Origin of the sequence: Microcoleus asticus IPMA8 (assembly GCF_013179805.1) — a bacterium.
GTDB classification, from domain to species: domain Bacteria; phylum Cyanobacteriota; class Cyanobacteriia; order Cyanobacteriales; family Microcoleaceae; genus Microcoleus; species Microcoleus asticus.
Genome location: NZ_SRRZ01000151.1, coordinates 1 through 17,266, shown reverse-complemented (window position 1 = coordinate 17,266; position 17,266 = coordinate 1). Strand labels below are relative to the sequence as shown.

Sequence of the window (17,266 nt, the reverse complement as noted above, 5' to 3'; positions counted from 1 at the left end):
TTAGACCGGGATTTGATTTTAAATCACCCTAACCTTCCTTCAGTCTTGTCTTATGGTACTTTAGCTGCTTAAAAACTGTCCGGAGTATTGTTAGATAAGTCAGCATTTTTTGAGAGATTGACTTCACATTGTGTTGCCTCTTGTCAAGACGCGCTTAAGCATTTTTCCCCACAGCTAAAAGATCGGGTGCAAAGTGCTAAGATTCGATCGAAGTTATTAATCTCCCGTTACATTTGTGACAATCAAGCAAATTGAGATTTTGTCGATCATCTGGATGTCAATCTCAGCTTGTTCAAAAAATTTCAAACCTTGTCAAATTCCTGCAACTGAAGCACCTACCGTGTTAAATGAAAATGGTATGGGAATACCGCCCTGGGGGTAAAATGGACTAAAATTAAGCGAATGTTGATCGGCTTTAAATGTCACATCAACAATCTCTGCTTGAGCATATTGCTTGCCTATAGTTTCAAGTTTCTTTCTTTTCCTTTCCATGTAGAGTTGCATAGTAAAAAGGGCGATCGAGTAAATTCACCATAACAAAATGGGCGATATCGAGTTCTTCATTCTTCATTCGGCTATACGTTCCGGTGCAGCGCGGTTGTTGGGATGCTGGGGCTACCTCGGTGCTTTACGCCAACCATTGGCGATCGCCTCTGACTCTGTGCAAAACCATCTCTCTCCGCTAGCTAGATCGATAACTGTTGATTCGTAATCTTCCATGCCTGGAAGGTGATAAACTTTATTGCCTGTATCTATCGAGATGTTGCCTTTGATAGTACATCCTGGTTTTGCGATCGATATCATTGGAGAGAGAGAATGACTGCGACTCAACTGCATTGTAAAAAGCACAATGACAGCCAGAATCCCAATACCAACAACTGTTTTGAGTAAACCGCGTTTCTGTGGTTTCTGCTTTCTTGGCTGATGTCGAGGTGCAACACCTTGAATTGATGCTCTAGTGGCACGTACTTTCCCGTCAGTTTCAGCAACAGGCTCGTACAAAATCATATCTCCGACTTTTGGGCGGCGACTTGCTTCCTTCAGCGCACTGATATGCAAGAAAACTTCTTTACTGCCATCATCCGGTTTAATGAAGCCAAACCCCCGATCGTCTTTCCAGGTTGTCAGTTGCCCTTTATTGATAACAGGTTTCATAAAATCGCACTTTTATTCGTGCTTGACAGACTCAGCCAACCGCTTCGCATTCTCCCGCCGATAAACATTAATCGGACTATTGCGAATATCAGCTTCTACCATCGCAATTAGTTCATCTAAACTGAGAGTCAGAGCGTCAAGCCGTAGACAGACACCTCGCAGATTTCTCACAGTCTTTTCGATTATTTCTGGTTCAGGGAGTTTCGGTTTTTCACTCATGGCAGGTTAAAATCTCTTTTCGCTTCCCGGATAGTGGCCTCGACGGCATCAGCGTCAGCTTGTGCTTGCTCAATCGTTTGAGCTAGTAAATTTAGCATAGCAGAAGAAACTGTTGGCTGTGATTCAGAAATCCGCAGCAGCAATGTGTAAAAGCGAGAGTAAGGGTTTCTTAACCTTTCAGTAGCATTTTGAAGCTGCTCCAACACCGTAGCAGTCGCTTCTATCTCCCCATATTGCTGAAATATTGCAAATTCTGCTGATGAAGCATCATCAATTCCTGCCAAAAGCCTCGCCTGCAAATTCAAGATTGTAGCAATTGTTTCTTGCGCTAACTTCGCCATAAAAAATATTCTTCATTCTCAACACTTCACCAACATATCAAACAAAATCTCTGCCAGAAATATTGACCAAGCAACTGGCTTGTCTTTCCACCAATTTGTTAGACCGTGCTCAATAGCCTGTTTAAAAACTTTAGGGGTGACTGACACTGCCTATATCTGGCTTATAGGATATAGTCCTGGTTGCTTAGGTATTTCTCCAAGCCCTAATTCAAGCTCAAGCCACTCCCAATCGGGGATGCTTTGAAGGACGCGATCGATATCAGTCTGATTGTCAGTTACGCAGTTAATTACTATTGGATGGAAGTCATCCCAATGTCCCTTCTGAACATTTCCTTCGTACAAAGCGATAGTAGCCAACCTCATACCAACTGGTGGGATTCCCATCTTAGTTCGTTTAAGTGGCTGAGGCAAAACTTTAATTGCCTGATGTGGGGTTTCACCTGTCCTGAGATCGGTAAAAACTGCAACAAGAGTTGGGTTTGAGTTAATAACAATTCCAGGATTAACACATCCATATAGGCATCGCTCGCGGATATGTATAGCTAAAAATCTAGCCTTTTGCAGGATTGGAGATATAACCTTCCAGAAAGCCGAATTAATCGGCAGAAAAAGTGTAATCAAAATGAATGGCAAAATCGGTATGCGTTCATGTAAAAGAGCGGATATGCCACTCCACAGAGCCCAATTGACTAACAGATCGCATCCAATTGTTACGGTTAATGAAGAAATAAGACAAACTGGTTCTTGAGGAAATGAGCGAATCCAACATAGATAATTTACATTAAGCCCTCCCGGATTTGAGGCTTGTGTATTGTTATCCAATGTGAAGGTGCGGTTGGGATTAGCTGTCATTGTTATATTAGGGGTATTAAATTAGAATTTTTACTCACGGTAACACAAACAACAAGGTAGATCCCTACAGCCATGTCGCTACCGAAAATCTTTACTTTACTCATTTGGCAGAGGCTGTAAATCCATTCAATTTTAACTGACGCCTATCAAAAAATCCCCCGCCAGAAGGCAGGGGATTTAATTTAATTACCTAGAAACCAGAGTTCAGAGTTACCCGAATTTCCCGGCCGTCGAGGCAATTACAAATGCCGCGTAAGTGAGGACGTTGCCCACAGTAAAGTGAACTAAGCCAACCAAACGACCTTGGACGATCGACAAAGCAACAGGCTTGTCTTTCCAGCGAACCAAGTTAGCCAGAGGAGTGCGCTCGTGAGCCCAAACCAAAGTCTCGATCAACTCTTGCCAGTAACCTCTCCAAGAGATCAGGAACATGAAACCAGTTGCCCAAACGAGGTGTCCGAATAAGAACATCCAAGCCCAGACAGACAAGTTGTTAGTACCGTACGGGTTGTAACCGTTGATCAACTGAGAAGAATACAGCCAGAGGTAATCGCGGAACCAGCCCATCAGGTAGGTAGAAGACTCATTGAACTGAGCCACGTTACCTTGCCAGATGCCCAGGTGCTTCCAGTGCCAGTAGAACGTTACCCAAGCTAGGGTGTTCAGCATCCAGAAGACAGACATGTACATCGCGTCCCAAGCAGAGATGTCGCAAGTACCGCCACGGCCGGGGCCGTCGCAAGGGAAAGAATAACCGAAGTCTTTCTTGTCCGGCATCAGCTTAGAACCGCGTGCATCCAGAGCGCCTTTGACCAAGATCAAGGTGGTGGTGTGCAAGCCTAGTGCGATCGCGTGGTGAACCAAGAAATCGCCAGGTCCGATCGCCAAGAACAGAGAATTAGTACCGCTGTTGATCGCGTCCAACCAGCCTGGGAGCCATACGTTGCCGTAGTTCGGCCAAGCGGTAGAAGCAATGCTGTCAGGGTTAGACAACAGCACGTCCATGCCGTACAGAGCTTTTCCGTGAGCAGCTTGGATGAACTGTGCGAACACTGGTTCAATCAAGATTTGCTTTTCAGGAGTACCGAAAGCAACTACAACGTCATTGTGAACGTACAGTCCCAAAGTGTGGAAGCCCAAGAACAGCGACACCCAGCTCAAGTGAGAGATAATCGCTTCTTTGTGCTGCAACACTCGATCGAGCACGTTACCTTTGTTTGATTCAGGATCGTAGTCCCGCACCAAGAAGATAGCTCCGTGGGCGAAAGCGCCGACCATGATGAATCCAGCAATGTACTGGTGGTGCGTGTAAAGCGCAGCCTGAGTCGTGAAGTCCTTACCTATGAAAGCATAGGGAGGCATCGCGTACATATGCTGTGCTACCAGGGAGGTAATGACGCCCAAAGCGGCGAGGTGCCAGCCCAATTGGAAGTGCAGCGAGTTGTTGTAGGTCTCGTAAATGCCTTGGTGAGGCATATTGAAGGGGCCTTCAACTTTCTTACCAAAGAAGTCTTTGGCGTCGCACATTTCTTTGATGCTGTGACCGATACCGAAGTTAGTCCGGTACATATGACCGGCAACGATAAACAGAACTGCGATCGCCAAGTGGTGGTGAGCGATGTCTGTCAGCCACAGGGATTCTGTTTGAGGGTGGAAGCCACCCAAGAAAGTCAGAATTGCGGTTCCCGCGCCTTCGGCAGTACCGAAGACATGGCTCGCTGAATCAGGGTTCTCGGCGTATACGCCCCAGTTACCACTGAAGAACGGAGCCAAACCGGCCGGATGAGGCGGGGTAGACAGGAAGTTGTCCCAACCTACGTGCTGTCCGCGAGATTCGGGGATAGCAACGTGAACCATGTGACCAGTCCAAGCCAAAGAGCTGACACCGAACAAACCAGCCAAGTGGTGGTTGAGGCGAGATTCAGCATTTTTGAACCAAGACAAGCTGGGGCGGTACTTGGGCTGGAGATGCAACCAACCTGCGAACAGGAAGACAGCCGCCAGGAGTAGCAAGAAGATAGCTCCTTGATACAGGTCGGCGTTAGTCCGAATCCCTTGAGTGAACCACCAATGGTAGACACCGGAGTAAGAGATGTCTACTGGGTTAGAAGCGCCCCCTTGAGTGAAAGCTTCTACTGCAGGAGCGCCGAATTGCGGGTCCCAAATCGCGTGAGCGATCGGGCGGACGTTTAGGGGGTCTTTAATCCACTGTTCAAAGTTACCTTGCCATGCTACGTGGAACAGGCTGCCCGAAGTCCACAAGAAAATGATTGCTACGTGGCCGAAGTGAGAAGCAAAAATCTTTTGGTAAAGATTTTCTTCGGTCATGCCATCGTGGCTTTCAAAGTCGTGTGCTGTGGCAATCCCGTACCAGATCCGCCGTGTGGTCGGGTCTTGGGCAAGGTCTTGGCTAAATTTTGGAAATTTCGTTGCCATAAGCCTTGATTAATCCTGAATCCTGAACAAAATTGAAGGGATTCGGTTCCGAGTTTGGATTCTGGGTTTGAGATTCCTCCCAAATCCCGAATCCAAAACCTAGGGGTAGTTTACCCTACCGAAATGATTCGCGCTAGGAAAAATGCCCACGTAGTGACAATTCCGCCTAACAGGTAGTGAGCTACACCCACAGCCCGACCCTGAATAATGCTCAGAGCGCGAGGCTGAATCGAGGGAGCTACCTTGAGCTTATTGTGAGCCCAAACAATGGACTCAATCAGTTCTTGCCAGTAGCCGCGGCCGCTGAACAGGAACATCAAGCTGAAGGCGAACACAAAGTGTCCAGCTAGGAACATCAGACCGTAGGCCGACAGTGCCGAACCGTAGGACTGAATTACCTGAGAAGCTTGCGCCCAGAGGAAGTCCCGCAGCCAGCCGTTAATCGTGAGCGCACTTTGTGCGAAATTGCCGCCGGTGATGTGAGAAATTGTGCCGTCTGGCGATACTGTTCCCCACACGTCCGACTGCATTTTCCAGCTAAAGTGGAAAATCACGATCGAGATGCAGTTGTACATCCAGAACAAGCCTAGGAACACGTGATCCCAACCCGAAACTTGGCAGGTGCCGCCACGGCCGGGGCCGTCGCAAGGGAACCGGAAGCCCAAGTTACCTTTGTCAGGAACCAAACGAGAACTGCGTGCGAACAACACGCCCTTCAAGAGGATCAGGACTGTAACGTGAATGGTGAAAGCGTGGATGTGGTGGATCAAGAAGTCCGCTGTACCCAACTCGATCGGCATCATCGCTACTTTGCCGGCGACTACTACTGCACCGCCGCCAAAAGCGTGGCTGACGATTTCCGTAGCATTAGGCGCTGTTGTGCCCGGAGCCAAGGCGTGGATGTTTTGCACCCACTGGGCAAATATCGGACGCAACTGAATCCCGGTATCGGAGAACAAATCTTGAGGACGACCGAAAGCCCGCATCGTGTCGTTGTGAACGTACAGACCGAAGCTGTGGAAGCCCAAGAATATGCAAACCCAGTTCAGGTGAGAGATGATGGCATCTCTGTGGCGGATTACGCGGTCGAGCAAGTTATTAACGTGCTGGGCCGGATCGTAATCCCGCACCATGAATATTGCTGCGTGAGCTGCTGCTCCAACAATCAGGAATCCGCCGATCCACATGTGGTGGGTGAAGATGGACAACTGAGTCGGGTAGTCGGTCGCGATGTACGGATACGGAGGCATCGCGTACATGTGGTGAGCCACGATGATGCTCAAAGAGCCCATCCAGGCCAAGTTCCACGACAGTTGGCAGTGCCAAGACTGCGTGAAGATTTCGTACATCCCCTTGTGGCCTTCGCCTGTGAAGGGGCCTTTGTGAGCTTCCAGAACTTCTTTGAAGCTGTGGCCGATGCCCCAGTTCGTGCGGTAGAAGTGTCCGGCGACGATGAACAGCACTGCCAAAGCTAAGTGGTGGTGCGTTGTATCGGTCAGCCACAGCCCGCCTGTGGTGGGGTTCAGACCGCCTTTGAAGGTCAGGAAGTCTGAGTATGCGCCCCAGTTGAGGGTGAAGAAGGGGGTTAAACCTTTAGCGAAACTCGGGTAGATGTCAGCCATCAAGCCCGGTGTCAAAATCCACTCGTGTGGCAGAGGGATGTCAGCAACTGTTTTGATCAGCTTGCCGCCGACTGTCAGCGGTGAACCTGCATCGATCGCGTCCATGCAAGCATTGATCGGCAGCGAAACGTGAATTTGCTGTCCCGCGTAGCCCAAACAACCGCAGCCTAACAAACCTGCCAAGTGGTGGTTCATCATCGATTCCACGTTCTGGAACCATTCCAGTTTCGGAGCGCGGACGTGATAGTGGAACCAACCGGCAAATAGCATCAGGGCTGCCATTACCAAGGCGCCGATCGCAGTGCAATATAGCTGGTATGAGTTAGTGATGCCGTTGGCGTGCCACCACTGGAACAGACCAGAGGTGATCTGAATCCCGTGAAAACCGCCGCCTACATCTGCATTTAAAATTTCTTGACCAAAAATCGGCCAGACCACTTGAGCGCTGGGCTTGATGGCTGTAGGATTTGTCAGCCAAGCTTCGTAATTGGAAAACTTAGCGCCGTGGAAATATGCGCCGCTCAACCATACGAAGATTACTGCCAAGTGGCCGAAGTGAGCGCTAAAGATTTTGCGCGAAACGTCTTCTAAGTCACTTGTATGACTGTCAAAGTCGTGAGCGTTAGCGTGGAGGTTCCAAATCCAAGTGGTGGTTTTTGGCCCTTTAGCTAGAGTGCGATCGAAATGACCTGGTTTTGACCACTTCTCGAAGGAAGTGGGAACCGGATTCTCATCGACTACTACCCTAACTTTTACCTCTCGCTCTGGAGGACTAATGGTCATGAAGACTCTCCTCTCGGTAAGACAAGGAACGAGAACTGATAATGTATCTGACATTCCCCGGGCTTTTGGTACGGGGATTCTCGGTTCTCCGACACAGATTGCATTTCACTCTTTGCAGAGTTAGACGCAGGTGCATCGTCTCCCCAAGCATTTTGCTTCTTTGAAGAAGCCAGGTTCCCAGTGTCGCTAACAATGTCGCTGGGTACTGCTAACTCTTCTCACCAGATGAGCCGCCGATCGTGTCCCTGAGTTAGGTTTGATGCGGCTGCTCCTTTTGAGGGAGTTTTATGAATTATAAGCTTGCTAGAGGAGTATTAATCCCTTGTTAACAATACTTAAAAAAGCCTCAATTCTTGATGCAATAACGCCTTTAATTTCCATAGTCCCTCGAAAAAGTCAAGGGGTAATGCCATTAACTTTACAAAACTAAAAGATAAGGTAATTGAGGAATACTGATTTGTAGAGAAATGTTTCGGACAACGGCTGCGAGAGTTAATAGTCTGAGAGGATGGGTTCCCACTGCAACATCAATGCGGGTTCCTACGAGCCTCCCGAATTCCCGATCGGCAATTCCCAAATACTAAATTCGGTTTTGGGCTATAGTTCCCTATGAGAAGGCTTCTAGGAGTATGGTTGCGTGATTGGCATCAATTGGCACAGAACGGTTGCGGGCAGGCTGCTGGCATTGTTCGCAGCAGCAGTATTAATTTTGGGTTTAGCAAGCTGTGGCGCGGGCCATCCCGAATTGCCCAAATCAGGGAACAAGAGCGGCTTAGATACCGCCCAGATGAACAGAATCTCAGAGGTTTCTCCCCCAGAAGCCCTTCAACAACTGCGTCAGGCTCTAGAAATCTACCAGCCTCAAATTAGTATTTTGAATCCAAAGCCTGACGAAGTGCTTCAGGATATAAACGTGCCTGTTCAGTTCCAAGTTAAGGGCTTGCCCGTTTTCAAAGATCCAAACTTGGGTTTGGGCCCCCATCTGCAAGTTTTATTAGATAACCAACCTTATGCACAAGTTTACGATATCAACCAACCTTTAACGCTCTCGGACTTAGAACCCGGAACCCATACCCTGCAGGTGTTAGCCGCTCGCCCTTGGGAAGAAAGCTTTAAAAACGAAGGTGCCGCGGCCCAAACCACATTTCACGTTTTTACCAAAACAGACGACAATAATCCCGATCGAACATTGCCCCTATTAACGTACAACAGCCCCCAAGGCAGCTACGGGGCAGAACCCATCCTGCTCGACTTTTACTTGACAAATGCCCCCCTGCACGAAGTGGCGCAAGAAAATTCCCAAGATGAAATACTCGATTGGAAAATTCGAGCCACAGTCAACGGCGAAAGCTTTGCGATCGACCAGTGGCAACCTATATATCTTAAAGGATTCAAACCAGGGAAAAACTGGCTACAGCTAGAATTAATTGACGAACGGGGAAATATCGTCAAAAACGCCTTTAATAATACAGTCAGACTGATAAATTACAAACCGCTCGGTCAAGACACTCTTTCAAAATTACTGCGAGGCGAACTAACAGTAGCAGAAACCCGCGGTATAGTCGATCGCGCCTACCAAGCCCCCGAGCCCACACCAACGCCAACCCCCGAACCGAAACCGACACCTGCATTAGAAAAAATACCAGTTATCGAACCCTCACCTGCGGTTCAAGAAACGCCAGTTACCCAACCCAGCTTAGATACAACAGTCGATTCGCAAGTTGATCCCGTTCAAGTAATAGTACCGACACCGACAGCAACCCCGCAACTCGAAGCGCCAAAACTTGTAGAACCAGTTCCAGTAATAGAAACGAAGCCGACAGCAACTCCAGAATTAGAATCATCGAAAGCTGTAGAACCAGTTCCAGTAATAGAACCGAAGCCGACAGCAACTCCACAGCTAGAAACCCCCACAGTTGTGGTTCCTGTTAAAATAATACAACCCACAGCAACAGCATCTCCCGAAGCAAAAAAACAGGAATATAAAGGATACTACAATCGGTTTCGCAACTTTTTGCGTCAAGTTGTCGAACCTGCTACTCCTTCAGATTCCCCAACTCTGCCAGAAATAACAAAAAAAGCTCCAGTACCCAAAGTAGTCGCTCCTACGATACCAGAACAATCTCCCAATCTTGTACCGCCAGCGCCACCAGTTGCCACTGAAACTCCTAGCCAGCCAACCCCCGACTTAGCTGCTCCGGAAAAAACAGTTTTAGAACCCGAAAATCAGCCAAAATCCGAACAAAAAGTCGAATTTGCCACGTAACAAAATCTTTCTGAGCTTCTTCGTGGCATGGGCGTCCCCCCCGTGCTGCATCTGCGGTCAAAACTTAAAGGAAACCCAAAAATGACCTACCTAGAAACAGCAGCCCAATTCTACAGCGATGTTGCCGAAACACCCCAAATCGGACTTTGCTGCGTCCAAAGCAGTCCCTTGCAATTGCCAGGATTAAAAATTCCCGAACAAATGCAAGAAATGAATTACGGCTGCGGTACAACAGTTCATGCCGCCGAACTTGTCGGCAATCCAGTCGTGCTTTATGTAGGCGTCGGCGGCGGTTTAGAAGCACTGCAATTTGCTTATTTTTCTAGACAAAAGGGAGCAGTAATTGCCGTCGATCCGGTTCCAGCAATGCGAGAAGCGGCTGCACGAAACTTGCAAGTTGCCGCCCAAGAAAATGATTGGTTTGATGCGAGTTTTGTGGAAATTCGTGAAGGCGATGCTTTTGCATTGCCAGTGCCGGATGCTTCTGTAGATGTTGTCGCCCAAAACTGCTTGTTTAATATCTTTGAACCTGCGGATTTAGCTAAAGCATTAAAAGAAACTTATCGGGTGTTAAAACCGGGTGGCAGGTTGTTGATGAGCGATCCGATCGCAACTCGACCCATTCCGCAGCATTTGAAAGAAGACCAACGCTTGCGGGCCTTGTGTTTGTCGGGCGCTTTGACATACGCAGAATACGTTCAACACCTTGTAGACGTGGGTTTTGGGCAAGTTGAAGTTCGGGCGCGCCGTCCTTACCGGCTGCTGGACAAATACAATTATCAATTAGATGCGGATTTGCTGTTAGAAAGCCTGGATTCGGTGTCTTTCAAAGTGCCAGTACCGGATGACGGAGCTTGCATTTTCACTGGCAAGACGGCGATTTATACAGGGAAGGAAGAGCTGTTTGATGACGGGGCAGGTCACGTTTTGCAGCGGGGAGTTCCGGCGGCGGTGTGCGATAAAACTGCTGGGAAATTGGGGGGATTAATGCCCGACAAGGTGTTAATTACTGATTCGACTTGGCATTATAACGGCGGCGGTTGCTGTTAGGAGAAAAAAGCTGGTTTCAACTGTTATTCTCCATCCAACTGAGCAAATAGTTGCAAGATGGGGTAATTGTATGGTAACTCCGGTGATGGACACCGCAGGCAGCGCGATCGCCAAATCATTAATTTTGACAGTCACAATCATAACTCTAGCACCGCGACTTTCCTGTATCTTTTACACCACCCGGTGCTGTCAGCATATCTCTGCCATGACAACGCCGGCTTTGGCTTTTGCCACCATCCCTCACACTCACAGCTTACGCCTGCAACCTACTTATTTTTAAGGGCTGTGAGAGCTTTACTTCGTTCCGATTGCAGATTTTGAACATGACAGCGTAATGCTTTCCACCGGGTTTACGGGCAGTGCTTGCGCCTCACGAGCGAATTGTCATCAGTTATCACTGACTCATCGGAGTCACGCTAACCGTACCTAGATAGGAGTACCTATCAATTGAGGCTAGACGAATTGCACACCATTATCCCCTTGTCCCCTTTTCCCACATAGAGGACTAAATCATGTAAAGTAATGTAAACAGCCGACGCTCTTTGGTGAAGATTTTGGCAGCTAGCGGATTTATCTATGAACCTGATGCTCAATAGCCAGTATGACTTTGTACCCCGCTACTTCCGACTAGCGATCGCCAACGTCCTCTCCAATATTATGGTGCCACTGGCAAATTTAGTCAGTGTCATCTTCTTGGGTCATCTTGAAGAAATACACCACCTCGCTGGAGTCGCCCTAGCTGGAAACCTGCTTACCTTTCTCTACGAGATTTTTCTCTTCTTACGGATGGGAACCACTGGGGTAACGGCTCAAGCTGTAGGACGAAATGACCGAGAAGGCGTGCTGTTGGTGGGACTGCGCAATGGTTTAATTGCTCTGGTACTTGGTATCGCGATCGTACTATTGCAGTACCCTTTGGGAGAACTGGGGTTTGCCTTCCTAGATGTCGCACCCGAGGTTAAAGCAGCAGGTAGAGCCTATTTCAACGCCCAAATTTGGGGAGCACCTGCCATTTTGCTCAATTTTGTCTTATTTGGTTGGTTTTTAGGACTGGAAAAAAATGGCTTAGTTGTGGTGTTGTCTGTCGTTGGCAATGCTAGCAAAATCGCACTCGACTACCTCTTGATTATCCGGTGGGGTTGGGAAAGTACGGGGGCTGGAGTGTCCTCTACTATAAGCCAATATCTGTGCTTATTAGTAGGATTGATTTTTTTGTGCAAAGAAATTCGCTGGCAAGAGGTACGAGCCGTAGCTGAAAAAATTTGGCATCCTTCAGCTATAAAATCTACCTTGACCCTGAATGGCAACATCTTTGTCAGCAATTTAATTTTTATCTTTACCTCCTTAACATTTAACTATCAGGGGGCACAGATGGGGACGATTATCTACGCTCAAAATGCCTTGCTCTTACAGATATGCAATTTGAGTATCTATTTGGTTGAAGGATTAGGATTCGGCACAGAAACTCTGGTCGGAAACTTTAAAGGAAAAGGATCTTCTCAAAAGTTAGTACCTCTTGCTTATGTTTCTCTGGGAACAGCGCTGTTGGTGGCACTCTCTTTCTCCGGAGCGTGTTGGCTATTTCCCGATACCGTTTTTGGATTGTTAACCAACCACACTGAAGTCACCGAAAACATTGATATTTTTGTTCCCTGGTTGCTACTCGTCCTGGTATGCAGTTCCCTAAGCTTCATGCTGGATGGGTATTTCTTAGGTTTGGCTCAAGGGCATACCCTCCGCAATGTTAGCTTAGTTGCTCTTGTAGTAGGATTTTTACCTGCGGATTTTGCTGCCATTAAGTTTGAGAGTAATCATATCTTGTGGCTGGCTATGTTTTTGTTCGATGCTATCAGAATGGTGGCGCTTGGAGTACAGTTGCCCAAGACATTTACTTGCGATATTGAGGATGATAGTGTTTCTTTGAAAGCCCTAGAAGAATCTTACAACTTTCATCGGGCGATAGAAGAAACTGGTCAACAGATGGTAGCTGAGAAAGTAGAGGTTAGCAAAACGAAACGCTACTGAAAAACTAATGGTTAACTAAATTTGCAGCAGTCGGGACAAGGGAAAAGGAAAAATAAATATTTCCTATGCCTCAACTTTTGTACCTTTGCCATGCGGAATTAACTATTTCATCGAGCAATTGTGCATATTCCACACCCGCAAGAGACGCCATAATAATCAAGTCGGAGCGGATAGGGTGTATCCCTGACAATGGGTTCACCTCTAAAAACTGCAATGCCCCACTCGCGTCGCCGCGTAGCTCTACCCGGGCGGCGTCTCGACAACCCAGTACGCGGTAAACCTCCAGCGCCAACTGTTTTGCCTGTACTGCGAGGGGTTCGGGATCTGTTAGCAAACGATAGGATACCCTTTCGAGATACTCGTCTTTGTTAAGGGTAGTATAAGCGTCAATTTCCGCTTGGTCTGTAAAAATTATTTCCATCACGCCTACTACCCGTGCCGTGCTACCGTTGCCAACAATACCGACAGCTATTTCTCGACCGGGAAGGAAGGTTTCCACCAGCACTGATTGAGTGAATTCTTCTTGTAGCGCTTGGTAGGTCGTAACTAGCTGTTGGCGTTCTTTAACCAGGGATCTCCCTGTGATGCCTTTAGAACTTCCCTCAGCGAGAGGTTTGAGGAACACTGGTAAAGGAAGGGAGATTGCCACTGCCTCTTGGGGCGTACTCACTACTTCAAACGGTGCTGTAGGCAAACCGAAGTCGCGGACTACTCGCTTAGCAAGAGCTTTATCTAGGGTTAGGGCGCAGGTGAGCGGATCGGAAAAGGTGTAGGGCTGAGCGAATAATTCGCAAACCGCTGGAACTTGTGCTTCGCGAGAACGGCCTTTAAGTCCTTCTGCAATGTTGAAAACCAAATCCCAGCGATCGCCCTTTGCCAACCTTAGAGCAAGTTCTCTACCATTGCCGATCCGTTCAACTTTGTGACCCAAACCGCAGAGCGCATTTTCCAGACCAATGATGGTTTCTTCATCATCAAATTCCATCACCTCGGTAGCGCTAAAACCGCTCTTGAGATAGTCGTCTTTCAGGTCGTAACACAAACCAACAAATAGCCCCATACCTCAGCCTTACTCTACTGGATCTACGTAATTGTAAGTCTTGCCTTCCCAATTACGCACAACGGCTTTGCCGTTCTCGTAGGCAAGTAGAGTCTCAGCTTGAATTGGTACTTTGCCGCCACCACCAGGAGCATCTATCACATAGGTGGGCACGGCGTACCCGGTAGTGTGACCCCGCAGTTTAGATATCAAATCGATGCCTGTTTGGACGCTCGTCCGCAAATGTGCAGTACCGACAACTGGATCGCATTGGTAGAGATAGTAAGGTCGCACGCGCAGTTTGAGCAAACCGTGAAACAGATTCTTCAGCGCTTCTTCGGAGTCGTTCACACCCTTGAGCAGCACGGTCTGACTGCCTAGAGGAATGCCACCATCAGCCAGCAGATCGCAAGCTTGCGCCACTTCCGGGGTAAGTTCCCGCACATGACAAAAGTGCACGGATAGCCACACGCGATGCTTGCGAAGCACTGCAACCAGTTCCGGTGTAATTCGCTGTGGCAAGAAACTCGGCACGCGGGAACCAATACGCACAAACTCTATGTGGGGAATAGCACGCAACCGCCCAAGTAAGTTGTCTAAAGGTTCGTCGGACATTAGTAGCGGATCGCCACCGGAAATTAGCACGTCCCGCACCTCGGTATGTTCCTCTAGGTAGGCGACGATCGCATCCAACCGCCGCGTCACTGGGTACATCTCGCCTTGGCTGACCAAACGCGATCGCGTGCAGTATCGGCAGTAAGCAGCGCAAGTGTCTAGCGCAAGCAGTAACACCCGATCGGGGTAGCGGTGTACCAGTCCGGGTACTGGGCTGTCGTGGTCTTCGCCACACGGATCTGCCATGTCTGCGGCATCGACTGTCAGTTCTTCCTCCCTTGGCACCACCTGCAACCGCAGCGGGCAAAGGGGATCTCCCGGGTCAAGCAGCGACGCAAAGTGCGGTGTCACAGCTACAGCAAACTTTTCTGGGGCGATCGAAAGTCCTCGTTGTTCGGCGGAAGCGAGCTTTAGCAAACCTTGAAAGTGTTCCAGCTTGCACAACCGATGCCGCATTTGCCAGCGCCAGTCTTTCCAGCGATCGGGGTCGTAAGATTCACCGAAAATCTGGCAAATTTCCTCACGTCGGGATGATGTATGTATAAGACCTTTATGTAATAAAGCGTTCTCGATCATTTTGTCATTAGTTATAAACTCATCTGAAATCTAGGCCAACTAACACACCTATGGCGATATTAATGGTAATGCACCTTAGTGATTTTACCTCATGCGGTTGAAAACCCCTGTATTTGGTTATCAAAATCTTTCCTTTCCTCCTCTTGTGGCACAGCCATCTTGACTGTCTCCAAAAGCCCTCGTTTAACCAGCTTTTACCCCATGCCGCTAAAGTTCCCGCTAAATTAAAGAAGTAAAAAAATCATTCACGCCCTACCAGGAGATGCCATGCCCCGCGTCCGAGCACCAGAATTCCCCGGAAACTACCCCTGGCTGAACACCGAAAAACCTTTATCCATTGAATCTCTAAAAGGGCGCGTCGTCCTCCTCGACTTCTGGACATACTGCTGCATCAACTGCTTGCACGTCCTGCCCGACTTAAAATACCTCGAACAAAAATATAAAGATTCCCTTACGGTTATCGGCGTTCACTCGGCCAAATTTGAAAACGAAAAAGAAGTAGAAAACATCCGCCAAGCTATCCTCCGCTACGATATCGAACATCCGGTAATCGTAGACAGCGGCATGAAAGTTTGGCAAAGCTACGCGGTTCGCGCTTGGCCGACTTTAATGGTGATCGATCCAGAAAGTTATGTCGTTGGCTTTGTTTCCGGCGAAGGCAATAGAGAAGCACTTGACGAGTTAGTTGGCAAGTTAATTTCTGAATACAAAGATAAAAATGCGCTCGACTTTAAAGAACTCAGTTTTAGCTTAGAAAAGCAGCGCAAGCCTCTATCAACCCCGCTGGCTTTTCCCGGTAAAGTGCTGGCATTTGCCATCACTGCAACGGAGGCAAAACACCTTCACCAACATGAAGCTCTTTTGGGCGAAATGACTGAGGATAATGAATTTGTAGATGAAACTGTATTGCCCGGGCCTGCTAACTCGGTTCAACAAAACTTGGTCGGTTCTTGCTTGTTTATTGCGGATTCTGGACATAACCGAATTGTTGTGAGCACTACCGAAGGTGATGTGCTGCACGTCATCGGTACCGGCAAACCGGGTTTAACTGATGGGGGCTTTGAAGAGGCGGAGTTTTTTGCACCTCAAGGTATGGCTTTTGATGCAGAAAGTCAAATTCTTTATGTTGCTGATACGGAAAATCATGCTCTCAGAAAAATTGATTTTACGACTCAACGAGTGAAAACTGTTGCTGGTACCGGCGAACAAAGTCACGAAATTGCACCGGGCAGCGGCAAGGGTTTAGAAACCAAATTGAACTCGCCTTGGGATTTAGAAAGAGTTGGAAATAGACTTTTTATTGCTATGGCGGGTTCGCACCAAATTTGGGAAATGCAATTAGACACTGGTACGATCGGCACTTATGCGGGTATTGGCCGAGAATCCTGTGTTGATGGGAGTCTTGCAGAATCTGCTTTTTCTCAGCCCAGCGGCCTCGCTACGGATCGATCGGAGTTGTTTGTTGCCGACAGCGAAATTAGTTCGATTCGCGCTGTGGGTATTGATGAAGACCCGAAGGTGCGTACTGTTTGCGGTAGCGGTGAATTGTTTGGTTTTGGGGATAAAGATGGTCGCGCCGATGAGGTCAGGTTGCAGCACTGTTTGGGTGTTGAATACGCTCAAAATTACCTCTGGGTTGCTGATACTTACAATCATAAAATTAAGCGGATAGACCACCGGGGCGGTACGTGCAGAACAATGATTGGAGATGGTAAAGCAGGTTTGGTTGATGCTAAAGGTCTCAAAGCTCGATTTTTTGAACCTTCAGGGTTGAGCGCGATCGGGCCTCACTTGTTTGTTGCTGATACGAACAATCATGTGATTCGGCGAGTTGAGTTGGATACGCTGGAAGTCACAACTTTGGATTTCACGGGTTTGTGTCCTCCTGATGTTTGTCTTCCTGATTGAGCCGATCGACCTTTTTCACATCAGGCACCCTTCTCAATTATCCTGATTGCCAGATTGATTGTGATAACGTAGGGTGCTCTTCGGTGCACCTTACCACAATTTTCAACCAAAGTAAGTTAGCCTAATTATTCGCGGCGAGTGCAGTGTCTCAGCAGCAATTCTGTCTGGATGCAGAACCTCTATATTTATGGTGCACGGCAGAAGAACACCTGACCGATATAAGTAGAGCGTCAAACCACTTTTTGCGTCCACCACTGAATTGCTAGATGTTGTTAATGCCAGGGCTACTGGGAGCATAACAGTTATGCGCTCAGTATAAATACTGATGATAATTTAAGCTGCTGCTTTGAGATTGACACCAATCATTCCATTTAAGTAA

The 17,266-nt window shown here is 48.0% G+C and carries 16 protein-coding genes; 6 read left to right on the top strand and 10 right to left on the bottom strand.

Going from position 1 to position 17,266, the window contains the following annotated elements; genetic code table 11:
- Positions 1 to 312: 312 nt before the first annotated feature.
- The 8 genes from E5S67_RS32785 to psaA all read right to left on the bottom strand — a co-directional run bounded on the left by E5S67_RS32785 (position 313) and on the right by psaA (position 7,408).
- Positions 313 to 504 (bottom strand): DUF6939 family protein, encoded by a 192-nt coding sequence (locus tag E5S67_RS32785; protein WP_216670760.1) that lies wholly within the window; start codon positions 502 to 504, stop codon positions 313 to 315.
- A 111-nt stretch (positions 505 to 615) separates the two neighbouring features.
- Positions 616 to 1,155, bottom strand: a complete 540-nt coding sequence (locus E5S67_RS27780) for a cold shock domain-containing protein (RefSeq protein ID WP_172192090.1) — start codon at positions 1,153 to 1,155, stop codon at positions 616 to 618.
- 12 nt (positions 1,156 to 1,167) lie between these two features.
- Entirely contained in the window at positions 1,168 to 1,374 is a 207-nt protein-coding gene (locus E5S67_RS27775; RefSeq protein ID WP_172192088.1) for a hypothetical protein, read from the bottom strand.
- Positions 1,371 to 1,715 carry a hypothetical protein gene (locus tag E5S67_RS27770; protein ID WP_172192086.1) on the bottom strand — a complete coding sequence of 115 codons (345 nt, stop codon included), beginning with the start codon at positions 1,713 to 1,715 and terminating at the stop codon, positions 1,371 to 1,373. Before E5S67_RS27770 ends, E5S67_RS27775 begins: the two co-directional genes overlap by 4 nt.
- Positions 1,716 to 1,733: 18 nt before the next feature.
- Entirely contained in the window at positions 1,734 to 1,862 is a 129-nt protein-coding gene (locus E5S67_RS34200) for a hypothetical protein (RefSeq protein ID WP_281363582.1), read from the bottom strand.
- 3 nt (positions 1,863 to 1,865) lie between these two features.
- The gene (locus E5S67_RS27765) at positions 1,866 to 2,567 is read right to left on the bottom strand and encodes a DUF3239 domain-containing protein (RefSeq protein WP_172192084.1); all 702 of its coding nucleotides are present in this window, start codon (positions 2,565 to 2,567) and stop codon (positions 1,866 to 1,868) included.
- A gap of 210 nt (positions 2,568 to 2,777) precedes the next feature.
- The gene (gene psaB / locus E5S67_RS27760) at positions 2,778 to 5,003 is read right to left on the bottom strand and encodes a photosystem I core protein PsaB (protein WP_172192082.1); all 2,226 of its coding nucleotides are present in this window, start codon (positions 5,001 to 5,003) and stop codon (positions 2,778 to 2,780) included.
- A gap of 110 nt (positions 5,004 to 5,113) precedes the next feature.
- Entirely contained in the window at positions 5,114 to 7,408 is a 2,295-nt protein-coding gene (psaA, locus tag E5S67_RS27755) for a photosystem I core protein PsaA (RefSeq protein ID WP_172192080.1), read from the bottom strand.
- Between psaA and E5S67_RS34195 the strand changes: the two genes are divergently transcribed.
- From E5S67_RS34195 to gntT, 5 genes are all read left to right on the top strand, one after another.
- Entirely contained in the window at positions 7,407 to 7,532 is a 126-nt protein-coding gene (locus tag E5S67_RS34195) for a hypothetical protein (RefSeq protein ID WP_281363581.1), read from the top strand. The genes psaA and E5S67_RS34195 overlap by 2 nt on opposite strands.
- 513 nt (positions 7,533 to 8,045) lie before the next feature.
- Positions 8,046 to 9,674 (top strand): hypothetical protein, encoded by a 1,629-nt coding sequence (locus E5S67_RS27750; protein ID WP_172192077.1) that lies wholly within the window; start codon positions 8,046 to 8,048, stop codon positions 9,672 to 9,674.
- Between the two features lie 81 nt (positions 9,675 to 9,755).
- Positions 9,756 to 10,724, top strand: coding sequence for an arsenosugar biosynthesis arsenite methyltransferase ArsM (arsM, locus tag E5S67_RS27745; RefSeq protein WP_172192074.1), 969 nt, complete (start codon positions 9,756 to 9,758; stop codon positions 10,722 to 10,724).
- Between the two features lie 70 nt (positions 10,725 to 10,794).
- Complete coding sequence (locus tag E5S67_RS27740; RefSeq protein WP_172192072.1) at positions 10,795 to 11,004, top strand: hypothetical protein; 210 nt, start codon at positions 10,795 to 10,797, stop codon at positions 11,002 to 11,004.
- A 296-nt stretch (positions 11,005 to 11,300) separates the two neighbouring features.
- Positions 11,301 to 12,749 (top strand): guanitoxin biosynthesis MATE family efflux transporter GntT, encoded by a 1,449-nt coding sequence (gntT, locus tag E5S67_RS27735; protein ID WP_172192069.1) that lies wholly within the window; start codon positions 11,301 to 11,303, stop codon positions 12,747 to 12,749.
- Between the two features lie 70 nt (positions 12,750 to 12,819).
- Here gntT and E5S67_RS27730 read toward each other — a convergent pair whose 3' ends face one another.
- Positions 12,820 to 13,809 (bottom strand): D-alanine--D-alanine ligase family protein, encoded by a 990-nt coding sequence (locus E5S67_RS27730; RefSeq protein ID WP_172192066.1) that lies wholly within the window; start codon positions 13,807 to 13,809, stop codon positions 12,820 to 12,822.
- 9 nt (positions 13,810 to 13,818) lie between these two features.
- Entirely contained in the window at positions 13,819 to 14,979 is a 1,161-nt protein-coding gene (locus tag E5S67_RS27725) for a KamA family radical SAM protein (protein WP_172192064.1), read from the bottom strand.
- A 267-nt stretch (positions 14,980 to 15,246) separates the two neighbouring features.
- On the opposite strand from E5S67_RS27725, the gene E5S67_RS27720 reads away from it, so the two are divergent.
- Positions 15,247 to 16,887 carry a thioredoxin-like domain-containing protein gene (locus E5S67_RS27720; protein ID WP_172192061.1) on the top strand — a complete coding sequence of 547 codons (1,641 nt, stop codon included), beginning with the start codon at positions 15,247 to 15,249 and terminating at the stop codon, positions 16,885 to 16,887.
- Positions 16,888 to 17,266 lie beyond the last annotated feature (379 nt).